This window comes from Modestobacter sp. SYSU DS0511 (genome assembly GCF_054050755.1).
The window spans coordinates 15113-34284 of sequence record NZ_JBJGZY010000038.1 but is presented as its reverse complement, the minus strand read 5'-3'; the positions used below and the strand labels follow the sequence as shown (position 1 = coordinate 34284).

Below are 19172 nucleotides of genomic sequence, written 5' to 3'. Positions count from 1 at the left end.
CAGCAGGGCATTAGCGTGGGACACGAAGGCCTCCGGGTTGAGGAGCGGTTCCTAGACAGCTCCACACCTCACTCGGAGGTCTTCCTCTTGTCACCAGACGCCGTCACCAACGTCCGTGGTCAGAACACCTAGCGGGAGACCTCCCGGACGAGGTCGGCCAGCACCGCGGCGACCTCGTCCGGGTGGGTGTGCGGCGTCATGTGCGCCGCCCCCGGCAGTTCCACCAGCCGGCCGTGCGGTGCGGCCCCGGCCAGCAACTCCGCCCAGTCGTGCGGGCACAGCGCGTCGGCGTCCCCCCGCAGGACGACGACGGGCACCGGCACCCGGCGCAGCCGATCGTCGAGCCGCTCCCCCGACGTCGCCCGCCACACCGCGGTCATCCGGACCGGCCCGGTGGTCAGCCACTGGAGGAGCAGCAGCGGCACCTGCCACCAGGGCTCGTGGACGGCGGTGCGCACCCACCGGGCGGCGAGCACCCGCAGCCGCCGCGTCCGCGGGTCGGGCGTCGGGCCCAGCAGCAGCGCCCCGGCCACCCGCGGGTCCTGCTCGGCGAGCGCGATGACGACGGCGCAGCTCTGCGAGTGGCCGACGAGGACGACGCGCCCCGCCGGCAGCTGCTCGGCGAGCTGCGCGGTGAGCACGGGTGCTGGCGGTACCGTTTCCCGCCGGCCCAGGCCGGGCAGGTGCACGACGGCCCCGCCGATGCGGCCGCGCACCCGCGCCGAGGACCGACGGTCCAGTCCCAGCCCCGGGACCCACACCACACCGGCTCGCGGAACACCCGGGACACCTCCGCTGCTCATCCTGGTGAGCCCTCGGATGCCCCGGCAGGGGCACCCCGGCGTGGGGTGCCGACCGGCAGCAGCAGCGCAGTGGGAGGATGAGTCATCATGACGACATCAGGAGGCAGTGTGACCACCGCAACCCCGTCCACCGGACAACGACCCCGCGTCGTCATCGTCGGGTCCGGGTTCGGCGGTCTCTTCGCCGCCCAGCGCCTGAAGAAGGCGCCCGTCGACGTCACGCTCATCGGGAAGACCACGCACCACCTCTTCCAGCCGCTGCTCTACCAGGTCGCCACCGGCATCCTCTCCGAGGGCGAGATCGCCCCGCCCACCCGGGAGATCCTGAAGAAGCAGGACAACGCCCGCGTGGTGCTCGGCGAGGTCACCGACATCGACCTGACGGCGAAGACGGTCACCTCGACGGTGCTCGGCCGCACCACGGTGCACCCGTACGACGAGCTCATCGTCGCCGCCGGCGCCGGCCAGTCCTACTTCGGCAACGACCAGTTCGCCGAGTTCGCCCCCGGCATGAAGAGCATCGACGACGCCCTGGAGCTGCGCGGCCGGATCTTCGGCGCCTTCGAGCTGGCCGAGCTGGCCACCGACCCGGCCGAGATCGACCGGCTGCTGACCTTCGTCGTCGTCGGCGCCGGCCCGACCGGCGTGGAGATGGCCGGCCAGATCGCCGAGCTCGCCCGCCGCACCCTGCGGCACGACTTCCGCCGGATCGACCCGACCAGCGCGCGGGTCATCCTGCTCGACGCCGCGCCCAAGGTGCTGCCCCCCTTCGTCGACAAGCTCAGCCAGAAGGCGCACAAGCAGCTCAACGAGATCGGCGTCGAGGTCCAGCTGGGCGCGATGGTCACCAACGTCGACGCCGACGGCATCGTGGTCAAGGACGGCGACGGGCACGAGCGCCGGATCAACGCGGCCACCAAGATCTGGGCCGCCGGCGTGCAGGCCAGCCCGCTGGGCAAGCTGCTCGGCGAGCAGTCCGGCGCCGAGGTCGACCGGGCCGGCCGGATCTCGGTGCAGCCGGACCTGACCCTGCCCGGGCACCCCGAGGTGCACGTGGTCGGCGACATGATCTCGCTCAACCGCCTGCCCGGCGTGGCGCAGGTCGCCATCCAGGGTGGCCGGTTCGCGGCCGACGCCGTCGCCGCCCGGGTCGCCGGCCGGCCGACGAAGCCGGAGTTCCACTACTTCGACAAGGGCAGCATGGCGACCATCTCGCGGTTCCACGCGGTCGCCGACACCTGGAAGTTCAAGTTCGGTGGCTTCCCCGCCTGGGTGCTGTGGCTGGTCGTGCACCTGATGTACCAGGTGGGCTTCAAGAACCGGTTCAGCACGGTCGTGCACTGGCTGGTCAGCTTCCTCGGCCGCGGCCGCTCCCAGCGGGTGGGCACCCAGCAGCAGGTCTACGGCCGGCTGGCGCTGGAGCACCTCGGTCCGGACTTCGAGGTCTCCAAGACCGGCGGCAAGCGCCACCTGGGCGAGCCGGTCGACATCGCCGGGCGCGACTCCGCCTGACGGGCCGCACCTGAGCACCACCGCCCGACCGACGCCGGCCCGGTCCCCGCTGCTGCGGGGGCCGGGCCGGCGCGGTGTCCGGGCTCAGAAGGGGTAGGCCGGCAGGTCGCCGCGCAGGGTCACCCACTGGGTCTCGGTGAACGCCTCGATGTTGGCCTGCGGCCCCCCGTGCCGGGAACCCGTACCCGAGGCGCCCACCCCGCCGAAGGGGGCCACCGCCTCGTCGTTCACGGTCTGGTCGTTGATGTGCACCAGCCCGGAGGGGATCCGCTCGGCCAGCTGGAGGCCGGCGTAGACGTCGCGGGTCAGGATGCCCAGGCTCAGCCCGTACTCCGTGCCCGCCGCCAGCGCCGCCACCTCGTCCAGCGAGGAGAACGACGTCACGGGCGCCACCGGTCCGAAGATCTCCTCCTGGTACGCCGGGGAGTCGACCGGCACGCCGCCGAGCACGGTCGGGCGGTAGAACAGGCCCTCGTAGGTGCCGCCGGTGCGCACCGTGGCGCCGCTGTCGACGCTGGCGGTGACCAGCCCATGCACCCGATCGCGCTGGTTCGCGTCGATCAGCGGGCCCAGCGCGACCTGCTCGCGATAGGTGTCGCCCACCGGGAGGTCCTTCACCTTGTCGGCGAGCACCTGGGTGTACTCCTCGGCGATCGACTCGTGCACCAGGTGCCGGCTGGTCGCCATGCAGATCTGCCCGGAGTGGGAGAACGTGCCCCAGGCGCCGACCGAGGCGGCCGCGGTCACGTCGACGTCGGGCAGCACGATGAGCGCGGAGTTGCCACCGAGCTCCAGGTGCGCGCGCTTGAGGTGCTGACCGGCCAGCGCCCCCACTGCCCGCCCGGCCTTGGTCGAGCCGGTGAAGGCGATGACCCGCACGGTCGGGTCGGTGACCAGCGCCTGACCGACGTCGGCCCCGCCGGGCAGCACCTGGAACACCCCCGCGGGCAGGCCGGCCTCCTCGAACACCCGCGCGAAGACGGCGCCGCCGCAGATGGCGGTGCGCGGGTCGGGCTTGAGGAGCACCGCGTTGCCCAGGGCCAGCGCCGGCGCGATGGCGCGGATGGCGAGGATCGTCGGCACGTTGAACGGCGCGATCACACCGACCACACCGGCCGGCAGGCGACGGGCGAAGGACAACCGGGGCGACCCGGTGCGCAGCAGCTCACCGTAGGGGTGGCTGGGCAGGGCGGAGGCCTCGTAGCACTCCTGGGCGGTGGTGTGCACCTGGAAGTCACCGAAGGGCTGGATGGCGCCGGACTCCCGGGCCAGCCACTCCTTGATCTCCGCGGCGTGCTCGGTGAGCAGGTCACCGGCCCGGCGCAGCACGGCGGCCCGCTGCTCGAACGGCAGCGCCGCCCACTCCCGCTGGGCCTGCACCGCGCGGGCGCCGGCCTTCTCCACGTCGGCCGGCGTGGCCTGGCCCACCTCACCGAGCTCCGCGCCGGTGGCCGGCTCCACCGCGGTGTAGGTGCCCCCGCTGCCGTCGGTCCACGTCCCGGTCCAGATCTTGCCGCGCCACGCGCCGTCCTCGAGCAGTGCCATGGGAGTCCTCGTCTCGTCGATGAGCAGTCGGAACGGTTCTGCCACCCGGCTCCACCGCCGTCCACCGGGACCTTCCGTCCTGCGGAAGATCGGGTGGGTGGCGGGCCGGTGACCGTCCACACCGTAGATCGACTCCCGTCTCCGGGTGACGCGGCGAGCGTGCCCCCTTGCCGTGGCCGCCCCCGTGGTCGACAGTCCCCCGTCATGGACGGCGGAACGGTGCTGCGCGGGCGACCCGTCCGGGTGGTCCTGCTGGCCGCGCTGTTCCTGGTGGGCGGGGCGTTCTGCCTGGCCGCGGCGGCCCGGCCGCTGTCCCCCGGGGCGCCGACGACGCTGAACGCGGTGCTGGGCGTCACCGGTGTCCTGCTCGGGTCGGTGCTGTGGATCGCCGCCGCCCGGGTCGGCGTCGTGGTGGTGCACGCCGCCCTCGTCGTCCTGGCCGCGGCCACCGGGCTGCTGGCCTGGCGGTCGGCGACCGCCGTCGGGATCGTCGGCCTGGGGCCGATGGTCATCGCGCTGGGGTCCTACGCGGCGCACTTCACCTCGCTGCGCGCGGCCCGCGCCCACGTGCTCACCGCGCTGACGCTGGTGACCGCGGGTGCGGTGGCGGCGGCTCCGGTCGGGTTCGCCGTGCCGTGGCTGATCGCGGTGGTCACCGCCCTGGCGCTCACCGAGTCGCAGGCCCAGCTGAGCGGCCGGCTGCGGGCGATCGCCTCCACCGACCCGCTCACCGGCCTGGCCAACCGCCGCGCCTGGCAGGCCGAGGCCGCCCGCACGCTGGCGCGGGCGCACCGCACCGGGTCGCCGCTGACGCTCGCGGTGCTCGACCTGGACGGCTTCAAGGAGATCAACGACCGGGACGGTCACGACGCCGGGGATGCGTTGCTCCGCCGGCTCGCGCACGCCTGGTCCGGCCGGCTGCGGACGTCGGACCTGCTCGGCCGGTACGGCGGCGACGAGTTCGTGCTGTGCCTGCCCGACACCGACCCGGCCGGCGCGGCGGAGATCCTCCAGCGCCTGCGGGCCTGCGCGGTGGCGGAGTGGTCGGCGGGGACGGCGACCCGGGAGGACGGCGACTCGCTTCCCGCGCTGCTGAACCGGGCCGATGCCGCCCTGTACCTGGAGAAGCGCGCCCGCCGCGCACCCGAGCCCGACGTCCGCTGAACCCGCCCGGCGTCAGCCCCCGCCGTCGTCCCCGCCGTCCTCCCCGCGCAGCTGGGTCACCCGGTCGCGGGCCCGTTCCGCGATGGTCGCAGCGGTGGCCGCCCGGCGGGCCGCCGCGTCCCGGCGGCGCACCCGGTCGGGCACGCTGCGGCCCGCGGCGGCGGCCTCCTGCTCGGCGCGGTGCAGAGCGGCGGTGAGCTCCTCGACCCGCGCCTGCAGCTGCTCGTGGCGCTCGGTGGCCTCGGTCAGCTCCCGCTCGGCGTCGTCCGCGGCCGTGGCGGTGTCCCGGGCGACCGCCGCAGCCTCCTCGGCGTCGCGCTCGGCCTGGACCAGCTCCCGGCGCCGGCGCTCGGCCGCCTCCCGGCGGGCTCGCTCCCGGGCGTCCCGGTCGTGGTCGGCGGGGGCCGGCGCCCGCGGGGCGCGCGGTGGCCGGGCGGGCGCCGGTCGCGCCGGTGCGGCGACCGCGGTGGAGAGGTCGACCGGGCCCAGGCCGGTGTAGGACAGCGCCGCGGTCAGCCGGCCGCCCCGCAGCGCGGCGCCGGCGTCCGGGTCGGCGATCGCCGCGCGCAGGGTCGCCTCGACCTGTTCGGCGACGGCGGTGCTGACGTCGTGGCCCTCCCGGTGCGCGAGAGCCCGCGCCTGCCGGGCCAGCGCGGCCACCACCTGGTTCCGCTGGCGGCCGAGCTCGCGCAGCTGGTCACCGGCCAGGCTCTCCTGCGCCGACCGCAGCAGCTCGCCCAGCTCGGCCAGCTGGCCGACCTCGTCGGGCGCGCGGCGGGCGAGCAGGTTGCAGACCCAGGCGGCGGTGGTCGGCTTGGGCAGCGCGGCGACGTCCTTGGCCAGCTGCCGGTCACCGGCGGCGCGGGCCCGGTCGCGGGCGGCGGTGCGGGCAGCCACGAACTCCTCCGGCGGCACGCCGTAGAGCTCGTCGGCGACATCGGCGAGCTCCACGGACGTGATCCTGCCGGGTCAGGGGCGGCGCCAGTCGTCGGAGGTCAGGTGCGAGCCGGCCATCGGGCCCATCTGCATCATCCCGCCGTCGACCGCCCAGGAGGCACCGGTGACGTAGGCCGCCGCCGGCGAGGCGAGGAAGGCGACGGTGGCCGCGACCTCCCGGGCGTCGCCGGGCCGCGGGACGGGGATGCCGCCGCGGTGCTTGCCCGGCGCGCTCGGGTCCTCGTCCTCCTGCCCGGTCATCGGGGTGGCGATCTCACCCGGGGCGACGGCGTTGACGGTGATCCCGTGCTCGCCGAGCTCGAGCGCCGCGACCTTGGTGAGCAGGCCCAGCCCGCCCTTGGCTGCGCAGTAGGCGGCGGCGCCGACCCTCGGGAGGTGCTCGTGCACGCTGGTGATGTTGATGATCCGGCCGCCGCGGCCGGCGTCGACCATCCGGCGGGCCGCCCGCTGCAGGCAGAGGAACGCGCCGTCCAGGTCGGTGGCGAGCACGGTGCGCCAGGTGTCGAAGTCGGTGTCCAGGATCGTCGACATGTGGCCGGTGCCGGCGTCGTTGACCAGCACGTCGAGCCCGCCGAGGGCGTCGGCCAGCTCGTCGACGACGCCCGCTGCGCCGGGCAGCCGGGTCAGGTCCAGGTGCCGCACCTCGGCCCGCCGGCCAGTGCGGCGCACCTGCTCGGCGGTCTCCTCCCCCGCCGCCTCGTCCCGGTACCAGGTGATCCCGACGTCGTGGCCGGACTCGGCGAGGGCGACGGCGATCGCCCGGCCGATGCCCGACTCCGCCCCGGTGACGACGGCGATGCGCTGCTGACTGGTCGACTGCTGGCTCTCGGTCATGCCCGCCCGCTACCCGCCAGCCACCCGCAGGAAGCAGACCGGCGCGACGAGTTCGTGCTGCTCGCCGGTGAGGCACTGGAGGTGCTCCGCGGGAACGGGCGGCGCTTCGTGGTGACCGTGCCCGGCGCCGCCAGGCCGCCGCCCTGCTGAACACGCTGTCCACCGCAACGCAGCTGACCGGGTCGTGCCGACCATGTCGGTCTCGTGACCTCTCCGGCCGGCGGCGGGTGCCCCGGCTCGCCGTGGGGTAGGCGGCGCGCATGACCGTCGTCCGCTCCCTGCTCATCGCCCTGGCGGTGCTGGTCGGCGCCAGTGGCTGCGTCGCCGTCGACACCCGCCCGGGCGCCACCGGCTCCGCCCCGTCGCCGGAGTCCGCCCCGGCCGGCGACACCTCGGCTCCCGCGGAGCAGCAGATGGCCCGCGAGATCTTCGACCGGGTGAACGCCGAGCGCGCGGAGCGCGGGCTGGATCCGGTGACGTGGAACGACGCCCTGGCCGACGTCGCCCGCGACTGGAGCGAGGAGATGGCCGACAACGACACCTTCGAGCACCAGGACGTCAGCGAGGTGCTCCAGCGTGAGGAGCTGTCCGGGTTCGTCTCGATCGGCGAGAACATCTTCCGTTCCACCGGCCCGGTGCCGGCCGGCTCGATCCACGCCGGGTGGATGCGCTCGGACGACCACCGGGTCAACGTGCTCAACCCGGGGTGGGACCGGCTGGGTGTGGGCGTCTTCTGCGCTCCCGACGGCGGCGTCTGGGCCACCCAGGAGTTCGGCCGGACGACGGGCGCCGACCGCCCCGCCGTCGCCTCGACCACCCCACCGGCCGAGCCGATCGCCCGGGCGGAGGACGACGGACCCAGCTGCGGATGAGCAGTTCCACCGCCTCGGCCCACGACCGACTGCACCGGGTGCATCGGCTGCATCGGCTGCATCGACTGCTGGACAGCGGACGTCGGCGCACCGCCCGGGCCCGCGAGCGGCTCCCCCGGCCGGTCGTCCGCTTCGGCCGCTGGCTGCGCAGCCCGGAGCTGTCCACGGTCAGTGCGAGCCTGGCCTTCTACGCGATGATCTCCCTGCCGCCGATGGTGCTCATCGCGTTCTGGGTCGCGGGGGTGTTCGTCTCCGATGAGACGTTGCAGGGACTGGGCAGCGAGGTCGACGGGCAGACGCCCCAGCAGCTGCCGGTCGGGGACGTGCTCCGCGAGCTGATCGACATCGCCAGCCAGGTCGGGCTGTTCGCCGTCGTCGGCGCCGTCTGGCCGGCCACCGCGTACGGAGCGGCGCTGGCGCGGGCGTTCAGCCGGGTGGCCCCGGAGTCGCAGCGGCGGATCCAGGGCTGGCGCGGCCGGCTGCTGGCGCTGGCGCTCATCGCGGCGCTCCCCGTCGTGGTGTTCGGCACGCTCGCTGCCCTGTACCTGGCGCCCCGGCTGGTGGGCTCGGGCTGGTGGCTGACGGCGCTGCTCGGCGCCGGCGCCTTCGCCGTGCTGACCGCGGTCATCGGGTTCATCTTCGCGCTCTACCGACTCCGCGACACCCACTGGTCCGACCTGGCGATCGGGGCGCTGACCGCCTCCGGGCTGGTGGCGGTCAGCACCGCCGGTTACCTCGTCTACCTGGAGTTCTTCGCCGACTTCTCGCAGCGGTACGGCAGCAGCTGGCTCGCCACGGCCGTGCTGCTCGGGCTCTGGCTGCTGCTGGGCAACGCGGTGCTGCTGGTCGGCTACCGGGTGATGCTGCGCCGGGCACTGCGCCGCCAGGACAGCCACGACTGACCGCGCCGCCGTCTTCCGCTCAGGGCGTGGCCCACTGGTGCCCGATCAGGCGTTCACTGGTGCACGTAACCGTGTAATCGGTGGAGGTGCGGATGGACGGGGTCGACGAGGCGGCGCTGGACGCCTACTCGCGGGTGGTCACCACGGTGGCCGCCGAGCTCACACCGCACGTCGCTGCGCTCGCGGTCGGCGGGCCGGGTGAGCGGGGCGGGGCCGGGTCGGCCGTCGTCGTCGGTGACGACGGCCTGCTGCTGACCAACGCCCACGTCGTCGGCAGGGCGACCGACGGCCGGGCGGTGTTCAGCGACGGCTCGGAGGTGCCGGTCGAGGTGGTCGGCGCGGATCCGCTGTCCGACCTGGCCGTGGTGCGCGCCCGGGGCGCCACTCCCCCGCCGGCCGAGCTCGGCGACGCCGCGGGGCTGCAGGTCGGCCAGCTGGTGGTGGCCGTCGGCAACCCCTTCGGCCTGGCGGGGTCGGTGACCGCGGGGGTGGTGAGCGGGCTGGGCCGCTCCCTGCCGACCCGGCACGGCCGGTCGGCGCGGGTGGTGGAGGACGTCATCCAGACCGACGCCGCGCTCAACCCGGGCAACTCCGGCGGCGCATTGGCCGACGCGCACGGCCGGGTGGTCGGGATCAACACCGCCGTCGCCGGCTGGGGCCTGGGGCTGGCCGTGCCGGTCAACGACACCAGCCGGCGGATCGTGACCACCCTGGTGCGCGACGGCCGGGTGCGCCGCGCGTACCTCGGCGTGGTCAGCAGCCCGGTGCCACTGCCGGCCGACCTCGCCGCGCGCACCGGGCAGCGCCGCGGGCTGCAGGTGCTGGATGTCATCGCCGGCTCCCCCGCCGACAGGGCCGGGCTGAAGGCCGGCGACCTGGTGCTGGAGGCCGGCCGGGCGCCCGTGGCGTCGGCGCAGAGCCTCCAGCGGCTGTTGTTCGACGAGGCGATCGGCCGGCCGCTGCCGGTGACCGTGGTCCGCCGCGGGGCGATGGTCGACGTCGTCGCGGTGCCGACCGAGCTGACCGGCTGACCGTTCAGTCGTCGACCGGGCTGCCCGCCAGGGCGTCGATGGCGACGACCTCCTGCTCGACGATCCGGGCGGTGGCACCGGCGCGCGTGACGTCGCTGAGCACCCCGCTGGGCACGCTCAGCGCGCCGATCATCTCCTCGGCCGGGCCAATGGCCAGCACCTCGTAGGGGCTGCGGATCCGCTCGCCATCGACCAGCACGCCGCCGACCGTGTCGACCAGCGCCGTGGAGACCACCACCCGCACGCCATTGAGCTGGATCGCCTCGGCGCCGGAGCCGCGGAGCTCCTGCACCGCCTCCAGCAGCAGGGACGCGTCGACCTCCTCGTCCGGGTCGACGATCGCCAGCCGGATGCCCGGGCCGCGGACCGGGACCGCGCCGGTCAGGACGTCGATCGCCTGGGCCCGCTCCCGGGCCTGTTCGAGGGCGCCGTCGGCCTCCGACCGGTCGTCGGTCAGCTCGTCCAGCGTGCGGCGGGTCTCCGCGAGCTGCCGGCGCAGCAGGTCCTCGTTGGCGTCGATGTCGTTGAGGATGGTGACCAGGTCCTCCTCGGTGGCCGTGCTGAGCGGGTCGTCGGTGTTGCTGACCCGGATCTGGATCGTCATGCCCAGTCCGAGCGCGAGCGCGAGGAGCCCGCTGACGACCGAGAGCACCAGCCGGCGGCGCCGCCGGACCGACGCCGGCCTCGCGCCGCCGCTGGACGCCGCCTGGTCGGACACCGGCTGGTCGGGCGCCGCCTGGTCGGGGCCCGGCTGGTCGGGGCCCGGCTGGTCGGGCGCCCGTCCGCTGGAGGTGGGCCGGTCGTGGGTGGGGTCGACGCGGACCGCGCCGGCCTCCTCGGCGGGCGCGGTGTGCTCGGGACCGGTGTCGTGGGACGGTCCGCTCCGCTCGCCGGCGCTCATCGACAGCCAGCGTAGGCGGCAGGCCGCTCGTGTCGACGGTGGCGCGAGGGAGGACGTGTCCAGGCCCGGAGGTGGATGACCTCGTCCGCGTGGCTGGGCAGGTGATTCCGTCCGGCTCGCCGGCAAGTGGCCCAGGACGAGTCGACTACCCGGCCGGCAAGGACGACCTCGTGGCCGCCGCCCAGCAGAAGGGCGCCCCCGGGGAGGTACTGCGGGCGATCCGGGCGATCCCGCCGGTCGACTACCGCAACGAGGGGCGAGGTCGTGTCGTCGCTGCGGGTGGACGAGGGCCCCGGGCCGGTGCCCGGGCAGGCCGCCGAGCAGGCCCGCTACGACAGCACGCCGGGCATCGCGCACCCATCTCGCGACCCGCAGCACGACCGGGTGACCGGCGAAGCCCGCACGGCCGAGTAGGACAGGCCCGACCAACAGGGCCGCCCAGGTGCCTGTCGGCTACCCGCAGCGCTCGCTCAGGTGCCGTGCCGGCTCAGGTGCCGCGGGGCGCCAGCTCGTAGACCGGGCCGAGCTCGGTCCGGCTCGTGTCGGGGGTCTCGTGCACCAGGCTGGGCTCGCTGTTCATCAGCCGGTGCAGCGCCGCGCGGGTCTCCTCGGGATCCAGATCGGCCCGCCTGGCGATGTCCTGCAGATGTGGCGCAGAGTTGGTGTTCTCCAGCTCGGCCACCGCCTGGTACACCGTGGCGTCGTTCCCGGACAGGTCCTCCACACGCATGGACGTCCTCCTCGAGGTCGCTGCCTGAACGCTCCGGCCGTACCCGGTTGCCGCGCCGAGAACCGGGTGGGTTCGGCGCTTCCCGGGACCGGGCTGACGCTCGCAGCGAGCCGCGGCTGGGCCGCCGTCCGCGATCAGCGCATCGTCGCCCCGTTGGGTACGGGCACCGAGCTCCGGAGGCCCGCCGGCCCTGCGTGAGCCGGTGCCCTCGAGGCGGTGGGTGGTCCGACCGGATCGGTCTCCGGTACCGGGTCGGGTGGAGACCCCACCGAACCCGGTACCGGGCGGAGATGGCTCCCGCAATGGGAACCGCCCCGACCCTCTGACGAGGGCCGGGGCAGCTCGAGCTACTGGGCGAGGTGCCGCGGGTCGCTGGCCCTGACCCTGGCCCTGACCCTGACCCTGACCCTGGCCCTGGCCCTGGCCCTGGCCCTGGCAGGAGACGTCACCACAGGCCGCAGTGACGTTCCGGCCGGCTCGCCGGGACATCCCGCGGCACTTCGCAGGACATCCCGGCGAGCGTCGTCATCAGCTGCAGCCGCTGGTGGAGCCGCAGCCCTCGCAGACGTAGCAGCTGCCGGCGGGGCGCATCTTCGTGCCGCAGGTCATGCACAGCGGCGCGTCGGTCGCGGTGCCGGTGACCAGCTCCAGCAGCTCGGCCGAGGAGTGTGCCTCCTTGATCGCCTCCTTCGGCGACTCCTGGGTGACCTTCTCGGTCTCGGCCTTCACCGGGGCCTCGGTGGGCACCGAGCCACGCAGCGCCTCGACGTCGACCTCGTCCTCCTCGGTCACCTGCGGGGTGGCGGCGGAGGTGTCGTAGCCGGCGACCTGGGCGGCCCGCTCCTCGGCGCTGAAGATGCCGAGGTTCGCCCGCTTGTCCACCGGCAGGTGGTCCAGCGCCAGGCGACGGAAGATGTAGTCCATCACCGACTGGGCGATGCGGATGTCCGGGTCGTCGGTCATGCCGGCCGGCTCGAAGCGCATGTTGGTGAACTTCTGGATGTAGGTCTCCAGCGGCACACCGTGCTGCAACGCGATCGAGATGCCGATCGAGAAGGCGTCCATCACCCCGGCCAGGGTCGAGCCCTGCTTGCCGAGCTTCAGGAAGACCTCGCCGAGGCTGCCGTCCTCGTACATGCCGGCGGTCATGTAGCCCTCGGCGCCGGCGACGCTGAACGACGTCGTCATGCTGGTCCGCTTCTTGGGCAGCCGCTTGCGCACCGGGTGCGCCAGCGCAGCGGTGGCGGCGGGCGCCGTCTCCTCGACCGCGGCCTCGGCCTTGGTGCCGTCGTTCTTGCCCTTGCCACCGGACAGCGGCTGGCCGACCTTGCAGTTGTCGCGGTAGATGGCCAGCGCCTTGATGCCCATCTTCCAGCCCTGGAAGTAGATGTCCGCGACGTCCTCGACGGTCGCCGACTCCGGCATGTTGACCGTCTTGCTGATCGCGCCGGAGATGAACGGCTGGACCGCAGCCATCATCCGGACGTGGCCCATCGGGGAGATGGCGCGCTCGCCCATGGCGCAGTCGAAGACCTCGTAGTGCTCCGGGCGCAGGCTCGGGGCGTCGACGACGTGGCCGTGCTCGGCGATGTACTCGACGATCGCCTCGACCTGCTCCTCCTGGTAGCCCAGGCTCTTCAGCGCCCGCGGCACCGTCTGGTTGACGATCTGCATGGAGCCGCCGCCGACCAGCTTCTTGAACTTGACCAGCGAGAAGTCCGGCTCGATGCCGGTCGTGTCGCAGTCCATCATGAAGCCGATGGTGCCGGTGGGCGCCAGCACCGAGGCCTGCGCGTTGCGCCAGCCGTTCTCGGCACCGATGGCCAGGCAGTCCTGCCACTGCTGGGTGGCGGCCTTGAGCACGTCGGCGTCGTCGGCACCGACCGGGCGGATCGCGTCGTTCGCCGCGGCGTGCTTGCGCATGACCCGGGCGTGGGCGTCGGCGTTGCGGGCGAAGCCGTCGTAGGCGCCGACGACGCCGGCCAGCTCCGCCGAGCGGCGGTAGGCGGTGCCGGTCATCAGCGAGGTGATCGCCGCGGCCAGGGTCTGCCCGCCCCGCGAGTCGTAGGCGTGGCCGGTGGCCATCAGCATCGCGCCCAGGTTGGCGTAGCCGATGCCCAGCTGCCGGTAGGCCCGGGTGGTCTCCCCGATCGGGTCGGTCGGGAAGTCGGCGAAGCAGATCGAGATGTCCATCGCGGTGATGATCAGCTCGACGGCCTTGACGAAGTTCTTCGAGTCGAACGTGCCGTCGTCCTTGAGGAACTTCATGAGGTTCAGCGACGCCAGGTTGCACGAGCTGTTGTCCAGGCTCATGTACTCCGAGCAGGGGTTGGACGCGTTGATCCGCCCGGTCTCGGGGTTGGTGTGCCAGTCGTTGATCGTGTCGTCGTACTGGATGCCCGGGTCGGCGCACTCCCAGGCGGCCTGGGTGACCTTGCCGAACAGCTCGCGGGCGTCGACGGTCTCGATCACCGAGCCGTCGGAGCGGGCCCGCAGGCCGAACTCGGTGCCCTCCTCGACCGCGCGCATGAACTCGTCGTTGACCCGGACCGAGTTGTTGGCGTTCTGGTACTGGACGCTGGTGATGTCCTTGCCGCCGAGGTCCATGTCGTACCCGGCGTCGCGCAGCGCGCGGATCTTGTCCTCCTCGCGCGCCTTGGTCTCGATGAACTCCTCGATGTCGGGGTGGTCGATGTCGAGGACGACCATCTTCGCCGCGCGGCGGGTGGCGCCACCGGACTTGATGGTGCCCGCCGAGGCGTCGGCACCGCGCATGAAGGAGACCGGGCCGGAGGCGGTGCCACCGGAGGAGAGCAGCTCCTTGGAGGAGCGGATCCGGGAGAGGTTCAGGCCGGCACCGGAGCCGCCCTTGAAGATCAGCCCCTCCTCGCGGTACCAGTTCAGGATCGAGTCCATCGTGTCGTCGACCGCGAGGATGAAGCAGGCGCTGACCTGCTGCGGCGAGGCGGTGCCGACGTTGAACCAGACGGGCGAGTTGAAGCTGAAGACCTGGTGAAGCAGCATCCAGGTGAGCTCGTGCTCGAAGATCTCGGCGTCGCCCTCGGAGGCGAAGTAGTCGTGCTCGCGGCCGGCTGCACCGTAGGTGAGCACGACGCGGTCGATCAGCTGGCGGAGGCTCGTCTCGCGCTGGGGGCTGCCGACCGCGCCACGGAAGTACTTGGTGGTGACGATGTTGGTGGCGTTGATGCTCCACTCGGCCGGGAACTCGACGCCGCGCTGCTCGAAGTTGATCGAGCCGTCCCGCCAGTTGGTCATGACGACGTCGCGGCGCTCCCAGACCACCTCGTCGTAGGGGTGCACACCGGCAGTGGTGAAGACGCGCTTGACCTTCAGGCCCTTGCCCCGGGTGGGCGCCTTCGGGCTGCGGCGGGTCCGGGTGGTGGCGAGGCGGTCGGCTGTCTCGGTCATCGTGCGAGGGCTCCCTGGTGTTCGTGCTCTGGCGTCGAGCTGAGCGGCGGTGCGGGCGGAGCGGCTGGGGAAGCCGGCGGGTGCCGGAGCCGGGTGGTGCGGTGCGGTCTCCTCGTCGAGACCTGTGTAGTCAGGGGGTGTGACAGTTCGGGGCGGCGTCCTCAGGACCCGCCGGCCGCGCCTGGCGGCCCGTCCTCGGCGGCAGGTGCCCCACCGGCTCGGGCGCGCACAGCGGCCCGCAGCTCGGCGATCTCCTTCTCGAAGTCGGCAGCGGAGCTGAAGCTCCGGTAGACGCTGGCGAAGCGGAGGTAGGCGACCTCGTCCAGGTCGCGCAGCGGGCCCAGGATCGCCAAGCCGACCTCGTGGCTGGGGATCTCGGCACACCCGGTGGCGCGGACGGCGTCCTCGACCTGCTGGGCCAGCAACGCGAGCTGGTGCTCGTCGACCGGGCGGCCCTGGCAGGCGCGGCGGACACCGGCGACCACCTTCGCGCGGGTGAACGGCTCGCTCACGCCGCTGCGCTTCACGACGGCGAGGACCGCCTCCTCGACGGTGGTGAACCGCCGCCCGCAGCCGGGGCACGAACGCCGCCGCCGGGTGGTCGCGCCCTCGTCGGTCTCGCGCGAGTCGATGACGCGGCTGTCGGGGTTGTGGCAGAAGGGGCAACGCACTGCCGGTCCACCTCCTCCCGAGGTGTCGCGACCGGGATCACCGCGGTGCTGTGACACCGTGGGACACCGGCCCGTGGACCGCTCCTGTGGACTGCTCCGGGGACATCCGGTGGATGGCCCGGGGAGAACGTGTGGAGCGGCTGTGGACGACTTACATCCGTGTAAGCACTAGATGTTGTGGTGGAACCGTACGGCCACCCCTACAGGTGTGCAAGCCCTGTCGTGCGTGTCGTGTTCCGCAGCTGACCCGCCCGCCGCTCGCGCACCCATCCGTCACAGCCCGGGCCCGCGGCGACGGGCCCACTGCACCCCATCAGGGCAGCTCGAGCACCTGACCGGGCTGCAGCACGACGTCCTGGAGGTCGTTTCGATCGAGGATCGCGTCGACCACCGCCCGCCGGTCCTCGTCGGGCGCCAGGTCACCGGCGATCGACCAGAGCGTGTCGCCCGGCTGGACCACCACCGTGCCGGCGCCGGCCAGCCGCAGCGCGGGCTCCCCGTCGGCGACCACCGCGAGCGTGCCCACCGCCACCCCCAGGCCGATCGCCACCGACAGCGCCGCCACCGCGCGCCGGCCACGGCGGGTGAGTCGCAGCGGCAGCTCCGCCCACTCGCCGGCCGACGGACACGGAGCGGCGGCCCGGGGCGGGCCGCAGTCGCCACCGCGGACGGGCCGCGCGACCGCGACCCCCGGCGAGGACATCGGCCGCCCACCAGGACGCACCGGCGGGCGGCGGGCCGGGCGGGCCTCAACCCGCCCGGCGGACCCCGTCCGGGCGGTCGGCGCCGGCGAGACCAGCCGGAGCGGCGGGCGGAGCGGGGCGACGGTGGCGTCCGGGTACTCGGCGATGACCATCGGTGCACTCCTCACAGCAGGCACCCGGGGGTGCGATCTCGAACGCCTGTTCGATTCGAACGTCTGTGCGATGTCTACCGCACGGCACCGACAGGAGTGCGCCGACACGGCGGGTGTTCGAACACCTGTTTGAAGACCCGCCGCCGAACCGCTACCGTGCGCAGGGAGACCACGACGGCGTCCCACCCCGCCCCGGCAGGCGGGATGCCACCGGGCAGCTGCGCGCGCAGCCGGACGAGGAGGACACATGGCGGTCGACGGCCGGACGGCGGACGAGCGCAAGGGGTCGAGCCGCCGGAGGCGCCCGGCCGGGCAGGCGGCGGAGCCCACAGCGGACACCGGCGGCGCGGCCGTGCGCGAGTTCCCCGACCGCGGCGAGGCCGGCGACGGGCTCACCCAGCGCCAGCGCCGGGTGCTGGAGGTCATCCGCGACTCCATCGAACGCCGTGGCTACCCGCCCTCGGTCCGCGAGATCGGCGAGGCCGTCGGCCTCTCCTCCGCCTCCTCGGTCGCCCACCAGCTCTCGGTGCTCCAGCGCAAGGGCTGGCTGCGCCGCGACCCCAACCGGCCGCGCGCACTGGACGTCCGGTTGCCGGGCGAGCACGGCGTGACCGCCGGCGCCGACGCCTCGGCGGATGCGCTCGCCGCCGCCGGTGCGGCCAGTGGCGTCGACGAGGCGGGCGCCTCGGCACCCACCTACGTGCCCCTGGTGGGCCGCATCGCCGCCGGTGGCCCGGTCCTGGCGGAGCAGGCCGTCGAAGACGTCTTCCCGCTGCCGCGCGAACTGGTCGGTGAGGGCACGCTGTTCATGCTCAAGGTCACCGGTGACTCGATGGTCGAGGCCGCGATCTGCGACGGCGACTGGGTGGTGGTCCGCCAGCAGCCCACCGCCGAGAACGGCGAGATCGTCGCGGCGATGATCGACGGCGAGGCGACCGTGAAGACCTACAAGCGCCGCGACGGGCACGTGTGGCTGCTGCCGCACAACCCGGCCTACGCGCCGATCCCCGGCGACGACGCCACCGTCCTCGGCCGGGTCGTGACGGTGCTGCGCCGGGTCTGACGCCGGTGTCGGCCGCCGGCCGGGTCACTCCCGCCGGCGGCCGGTCACTCCCGCCGGCGGCCGGTCACTCCCGCCGGCGGCGGCGGAACTTCCCGCCGATCCAGACGGACACGGTGGCCACCCCGGCCGCGATGATGCCGGCCGTCACCGGGGCGACGCCGGGGGCCGCGGTCACCAGCTCCCCCGTCGGTCCGGCACCGGGAGCCGGATCGATCGAGGTGCTCGTAGCCTGCTCAGCCGACACCGGGACCAGGGTCACCGGCGCCGGCAGCCCCTCGCTGGTGACCAGCAGGTCGCGGTTGTTCGCCGCGAAGGTGATCGCCTCACCCTGCGGTGAGTCGGGGAGCGCGATCCGGACCGGCGCGCCGGACAGCGCGCCGGGCACGTCGGAACCGGTCAGCGTCCAGACGTAGGCGTCGGTGTAGGTGCGCAGGGCGATGCGCTGCCCGTCCGCCGACACCGCGCCCCCGGTCACCAGCAGCTGCCCCGCGCGGCCGACCGGCCCGCCCGGCGTACCGGTCAGGGTGAAGCCCAGCCCGACCACCCGGGTCATCGGCACCGTGGCCCCGTCGGCCAGCGGCGCATCCGGGCGGTACACGCCGGAGGCGCCGAGCACCTCCTTGGTCACCAGGTACGGCGTGCCGTCAGGCGCCAGCAGCAGCGCCTCGGCGTCGTGCGCCCCGTCCGGGTAGGTGAGCCGGGTGAGCGTGGTGCCGCCGTCAGGGCGCAGCCCGATCAGCGCGACGGTCTCCCGGGCGGCGTTGTTGTCCCCGATGTCGGCCAGCCAGACCGTGCCGTCCGCGGCCAGGGCGAGGTCCTCGGGGTCGTACGGGTCGACGCTCCCCGACCGCACCTCCGCGACGGCGCAGGAGGTGTCGAGGACGTAGACCTCCGCCCGGTCACCACCATCGTTCATCGCCAGGAGCGTCTCCCCGGCGCTGGCCAGGCCGGAGATCTCCGGCAGCCGCGGGTCGGTGATGGTGCAGCGCGTGCTCGGCGCGGCTTCCTCGGCGAGCGCCGCCGATGGCGGCAGAACCGCGAGCCAGACCGCTGCGGGCAGGGCGAGGAGCGCCCCGTCCGCCAGGCAACGGCGGCCGGCGCGGCTACGCGTGCGGCCGGCCCACTCTGGCACGGACCCAGCGTGACACCACGACTGCGTCGAGTGCATGAACCACGCCCAAGAGCACGATGCCGACGGCCGCTCCCACCACCGCATCGGTGACCCAGTGGAAGTTCAGCGCCACCATGGCCACTCCGGTGGCCACCGGCCCCAGCACGCTGAGCAGCCAGGCCGCCCGCTGCAGCCGGGGGTTCAGGCCGTACTGGACCACCTGCCAGCGGGCCACGCCCCACATCAGCACGGCGTTCGCCACGTGCCCGGACGGGAAGCTCTCCCCGCCCCGGTGGAAGTACGAGCCCGGGTAGGCCGGGGCGGTGCGGCCGGTGCCCCACTTGAAGGCGTAGACCGCTGCCGTCAGCAGCGCGAGGGCCAGCAGCACGCGCACCAGCGGGGCCACCGTGCGCTGCCGCCAGAAGAGCCAGCCGACCAGACCGAACAGGACCAGCAGGATGGTGACCCGTCCGCCGGCCTGGGTGAACGCCCACACCGGCCAGTAGGCGGCGGAGTCGCGCAGCCCCCAGGAGCCGACCTGCTCGGAGACCGCCACGTCGAGCCGTTCCAGCCGGCCACCGGCGAGGAGGTCCACGGTGATGGCGGCCGCGACGAGTGCGGAGACCAGCGCCAGCCACCACGGGGGCCGGCCGATGCCGACCACCCGCGGGGCTCGGGACGCGGGGTCACCGGCGGCGCTGCCGCTCACGCGCACCGCTCCGCTCGCCACGACGTCACGGTACCGGCACCGTGACCTCTCCGTGACCCGCTCGGGACAGCACTGCGCGGCG

18 protein-coding genes and 1 pseudogene are annotated in these 19172 nt (G+C 74.0%); 8 read left to right on the top strand and 11 right to left on the bottom strand.

Annotation, left to right across the window (positions count from 1 at the left end; all coding sequences use genetic code 11):
- Positions 1-128: 128 nt before the first annotated feature.
- On the bottom strand, positions 129-803 hold the full coding sequence (locus tag ACI783_RS16485) for an alpha/beta fold hydrolase (RefSeq protein ID WP_457141448.1): 675 nt from the start codon (positions 801-803) through the stop codon (positions 129-131).
- 108 nt (positions 804-911) lie between these two features.
- Between ACI783_RS16485 and ACI783_RS16480 the strand changes: the two genes are divergently transcribed.
- A complete protein-coding gene (locus ACI783_RS16480; protein WP_457081711.1) occupies positions 912-2315 on the top strand; it encodes an NAD(P)/FAD-dependent oxidoreductase in 1404 nt (467 codons plus the stop codon).
- 84 nt (positions 2316-2399) lie between these two features.
- Here the strand turns inward: ACI783_RS16480 and ACI783_RS16475 are convergent, their stop codons facing one another.
- Positions 2400-3860, bottom strand: coding sequence for a benzaldehyde dehydrogenase (locus ACI783_RS16475; protein WP_457141447.1), 1461 nt, complete (start codon positions 3858-3860; stop codon positions 2400-2402).
- 204 nt (positions 3861-4064) lie between these two features.
- Here ACI783_RS16475 and ACI783_RS16470 point away from each other — a divergent pair, with 204 nt between their 5' ends.
- Positions 4065-5024 carry a diguanylate cyclase gene (locus tag ACI783_RS16470; protein ID WP_457141446.1) on the top strand — a complete coding sequence of 320 codons (960 nt, stop codon included), beginning with the start codon at positions 4065-4067 and terminating at the stop codon, positions 5022-5024.
- Between the two features lie 12 nt (positions 5025-5036).
- On the opposite strand, the gene ACI783_RS16465 is transcribed toward ACI783_RS16470, so the two are convergent.
- Both ACI783_RS16465 and ACI783_RS16460 read right to left on the bottom strand, forming a co-directional pair.
- A complete protein-coding gene (locus ACI783_RS16465) occupies positions 5037-5975 on the bottom strand; it encodes a hypothetical protein (protein ID WP_457141445.1) in 939 nt (312 codons plus the stop codon).
- A gap of 18 nt (positions 5976-5993) precedes the next feature.
- A complete protein-coding gene (locus ACI783_RS16460; RefSeq protein ID WP_457141444.1) occupies positions 5994-6815 on the bottom strand; it encodes an SDR family oxidoreductase in 822 nt (273 codons plus the stop codon).
- A 260-nt stretch (positions 6816-7075) separates the two neighbouring features.
- On the opposite strand from ACI783_RS16460, the gene ACI783_RS16455 reads away from it, so the two are divergent.
- The 3 genes from ACI783_RS16455 (at position 7076) to ACI783_RS16445 (ending at position 9620) form a co-directional block, all read left to right on the top strand.
- Positions 7076-7687, top strand: coding sequence for a CAP domain-containing protein (locus ACI783_RS16455; RefSeq protein ID WP_457141443.1), 612 nt, complete (start codon positions 7076-7078; stop codon positions 7685-7687).
- Positions 7684-8589, top strand: a complete 906-nt coding sequence (locus ACI783_RS16450; RefSeq protein WP_457141442.1) for a YihY/virulence factor BrkB family protein — start codon at positions 7684-7686, stop codon at positions 8587-8589. Before ACI783_RS16455 ends, ACI783_RS16450 begins: the two co-directional genes overlap by 4 nt.
- A 92-nt stretch (positions 8590-8681) precedes the next feature.
- Positions 8682-9620 carry a S1C family serine protease gene (locus tag ACI783_RS16445; protein ID WP_457141441.1) on the top strand — a complete coding sequence of 313 codons (939 nt, stop codon included), beginning with the start codon at positions 8682-8684 and terminating at the stop codon, positions 9618-9620.
- A 4-nt stretch (positions 9621-9624) separates the two neighbouring features.
- On the opposite strand, the gene ACI783_RS16440 is transcribed toward ACI783_RS16445, so the two are convergent.
- A complete protein-coding gene (locus tag ACI783_RS16440) occupies positions 9625-10521 on the bottom strand; it encodes a DUF881 domain-containing protein (protein ID WP_457141440.1) in 897 nt (298 codons plus the stop codon).
- 29 nt (positions 10522-10550) lie between these two features.
- Here ACI783_RS16440 and ACI783_RS16435 point away from each other — a divergent pair.
- Both ACI783_RS16435 and ACI783_RS16430 read left to right on the top strand, forming a co-directional pair.
- A pseudogene (locus tag ACI783_RS16435) lies at positions 10551-10760 on the top strand (DUF2795 domain-containing protein); the annotation flags it as partial.
- A 25-nt stretch (positions 10761-10785) separates the two neighbouring features.
- Positions 10786-10935: a hypothetical protein gene (locus tag ACI783_RS16430; RefSeq protein ID WP_457141449.1), complete on the top strand. Its 150-nt coding sequence runs from the start codon at positions 10786-10788 to the stop codon at positions 10933-10935.
- A gap of 73 nt (positions 10936-11008) precedes the next feature.
- On the opposite strand, the gene ACI783_RS16425 is transcribed toward ACI783_RS16430, so the two are convergent.
- From ACI783_RS16425 to ACI783_RS16410, 4 genes are all read right to left on the bottom strand, one after another.
- A complete protein-coding gene (locus ACI783_RS16425) occupies positions 11009-11251 on the bottom strand; it encodes a hypothetical protein (protein WP_457141439.1) in 243 nt (80 codons plus the stop codon).
- A gap of 528 nt (positions 11252-11779) precedes the next feature.
- On the bottom strand, positions 11780-14680 hold the full coding sequence (locus tag ACI783_RS16420) for a vitamin B12-dependent ribonucleotide reductase (protein WP_457141438.1): 2901 nt from the start codon (positions 14678-14680) through the stop codon (positions 11780-11782).
- Between the two features lie 161 nt (positions 14681-14841).
- A complete protein-coding gene (gene nrdR, locus ACI783_RS16415; RefSeq protein ID WP_457141437.1) occupies positions 14842-15351 on the bottom strand; it encodes a transcriptional regulator NrdR in 510 nt (169 codons plus the stop codon).
- 313 nt (positions 15352-15664) lie between these two features.
- Positions 15665-16207 (bottom strand): LysM peptidoglycan-binding domain-containing protein, encoded by a 543-nt coding sequence (locus ACI783_RS16410; protein WP_457141436.1) that lies wholly within the window; start codon positions 16205-16207, stop codon positions 15665-15667.
- 247 nt (positions 16208-16454) lie between these two features.
- Here ACI783_RS16410 and lexA point away from each other — a divergent pair, with 247 nt between their 5' ends.
- Positions 16455-17270 (top strand): transcriptional repressor LexA, encoded by an 816-nt coding sequence (lexA, locus tag ACI783_RS16405; RefSeq protein WP_457141435.1) that lies wholly within the window; start codon positions 16455-16457, stop codon positions 17268-17270.
- Between the two features lie 64 nt (positions 17271-17334).
- Here lexA and ACI783_RS16400 read toward each other — a convergent pair whose 3' ends face one another.
- Positions 17335-18402, bottom strand: a complete 1068-nt coding sequence (locus ACI783_RS16400) for a hypothetical protein (protein WP_457141434.1) — start codon at positions 18400-18402, stop codon at positions 17335-17337.
- Positions 18374-19111, bottom strand: coding sequence for a phosphatase PAP2 family protein (locus tag ACI783_RS16395; protein WP_457141433.1), 738 nt, complete (start codon positions 19109-19111; stop codon positions 18374-18376). Before ACI783_RS16395 ends, ACI783_RS16400 begins: the two co-directional genes overlap by 29 nt.
- Positions 19112-19172 lie beyond the last annotated feature (61 nt).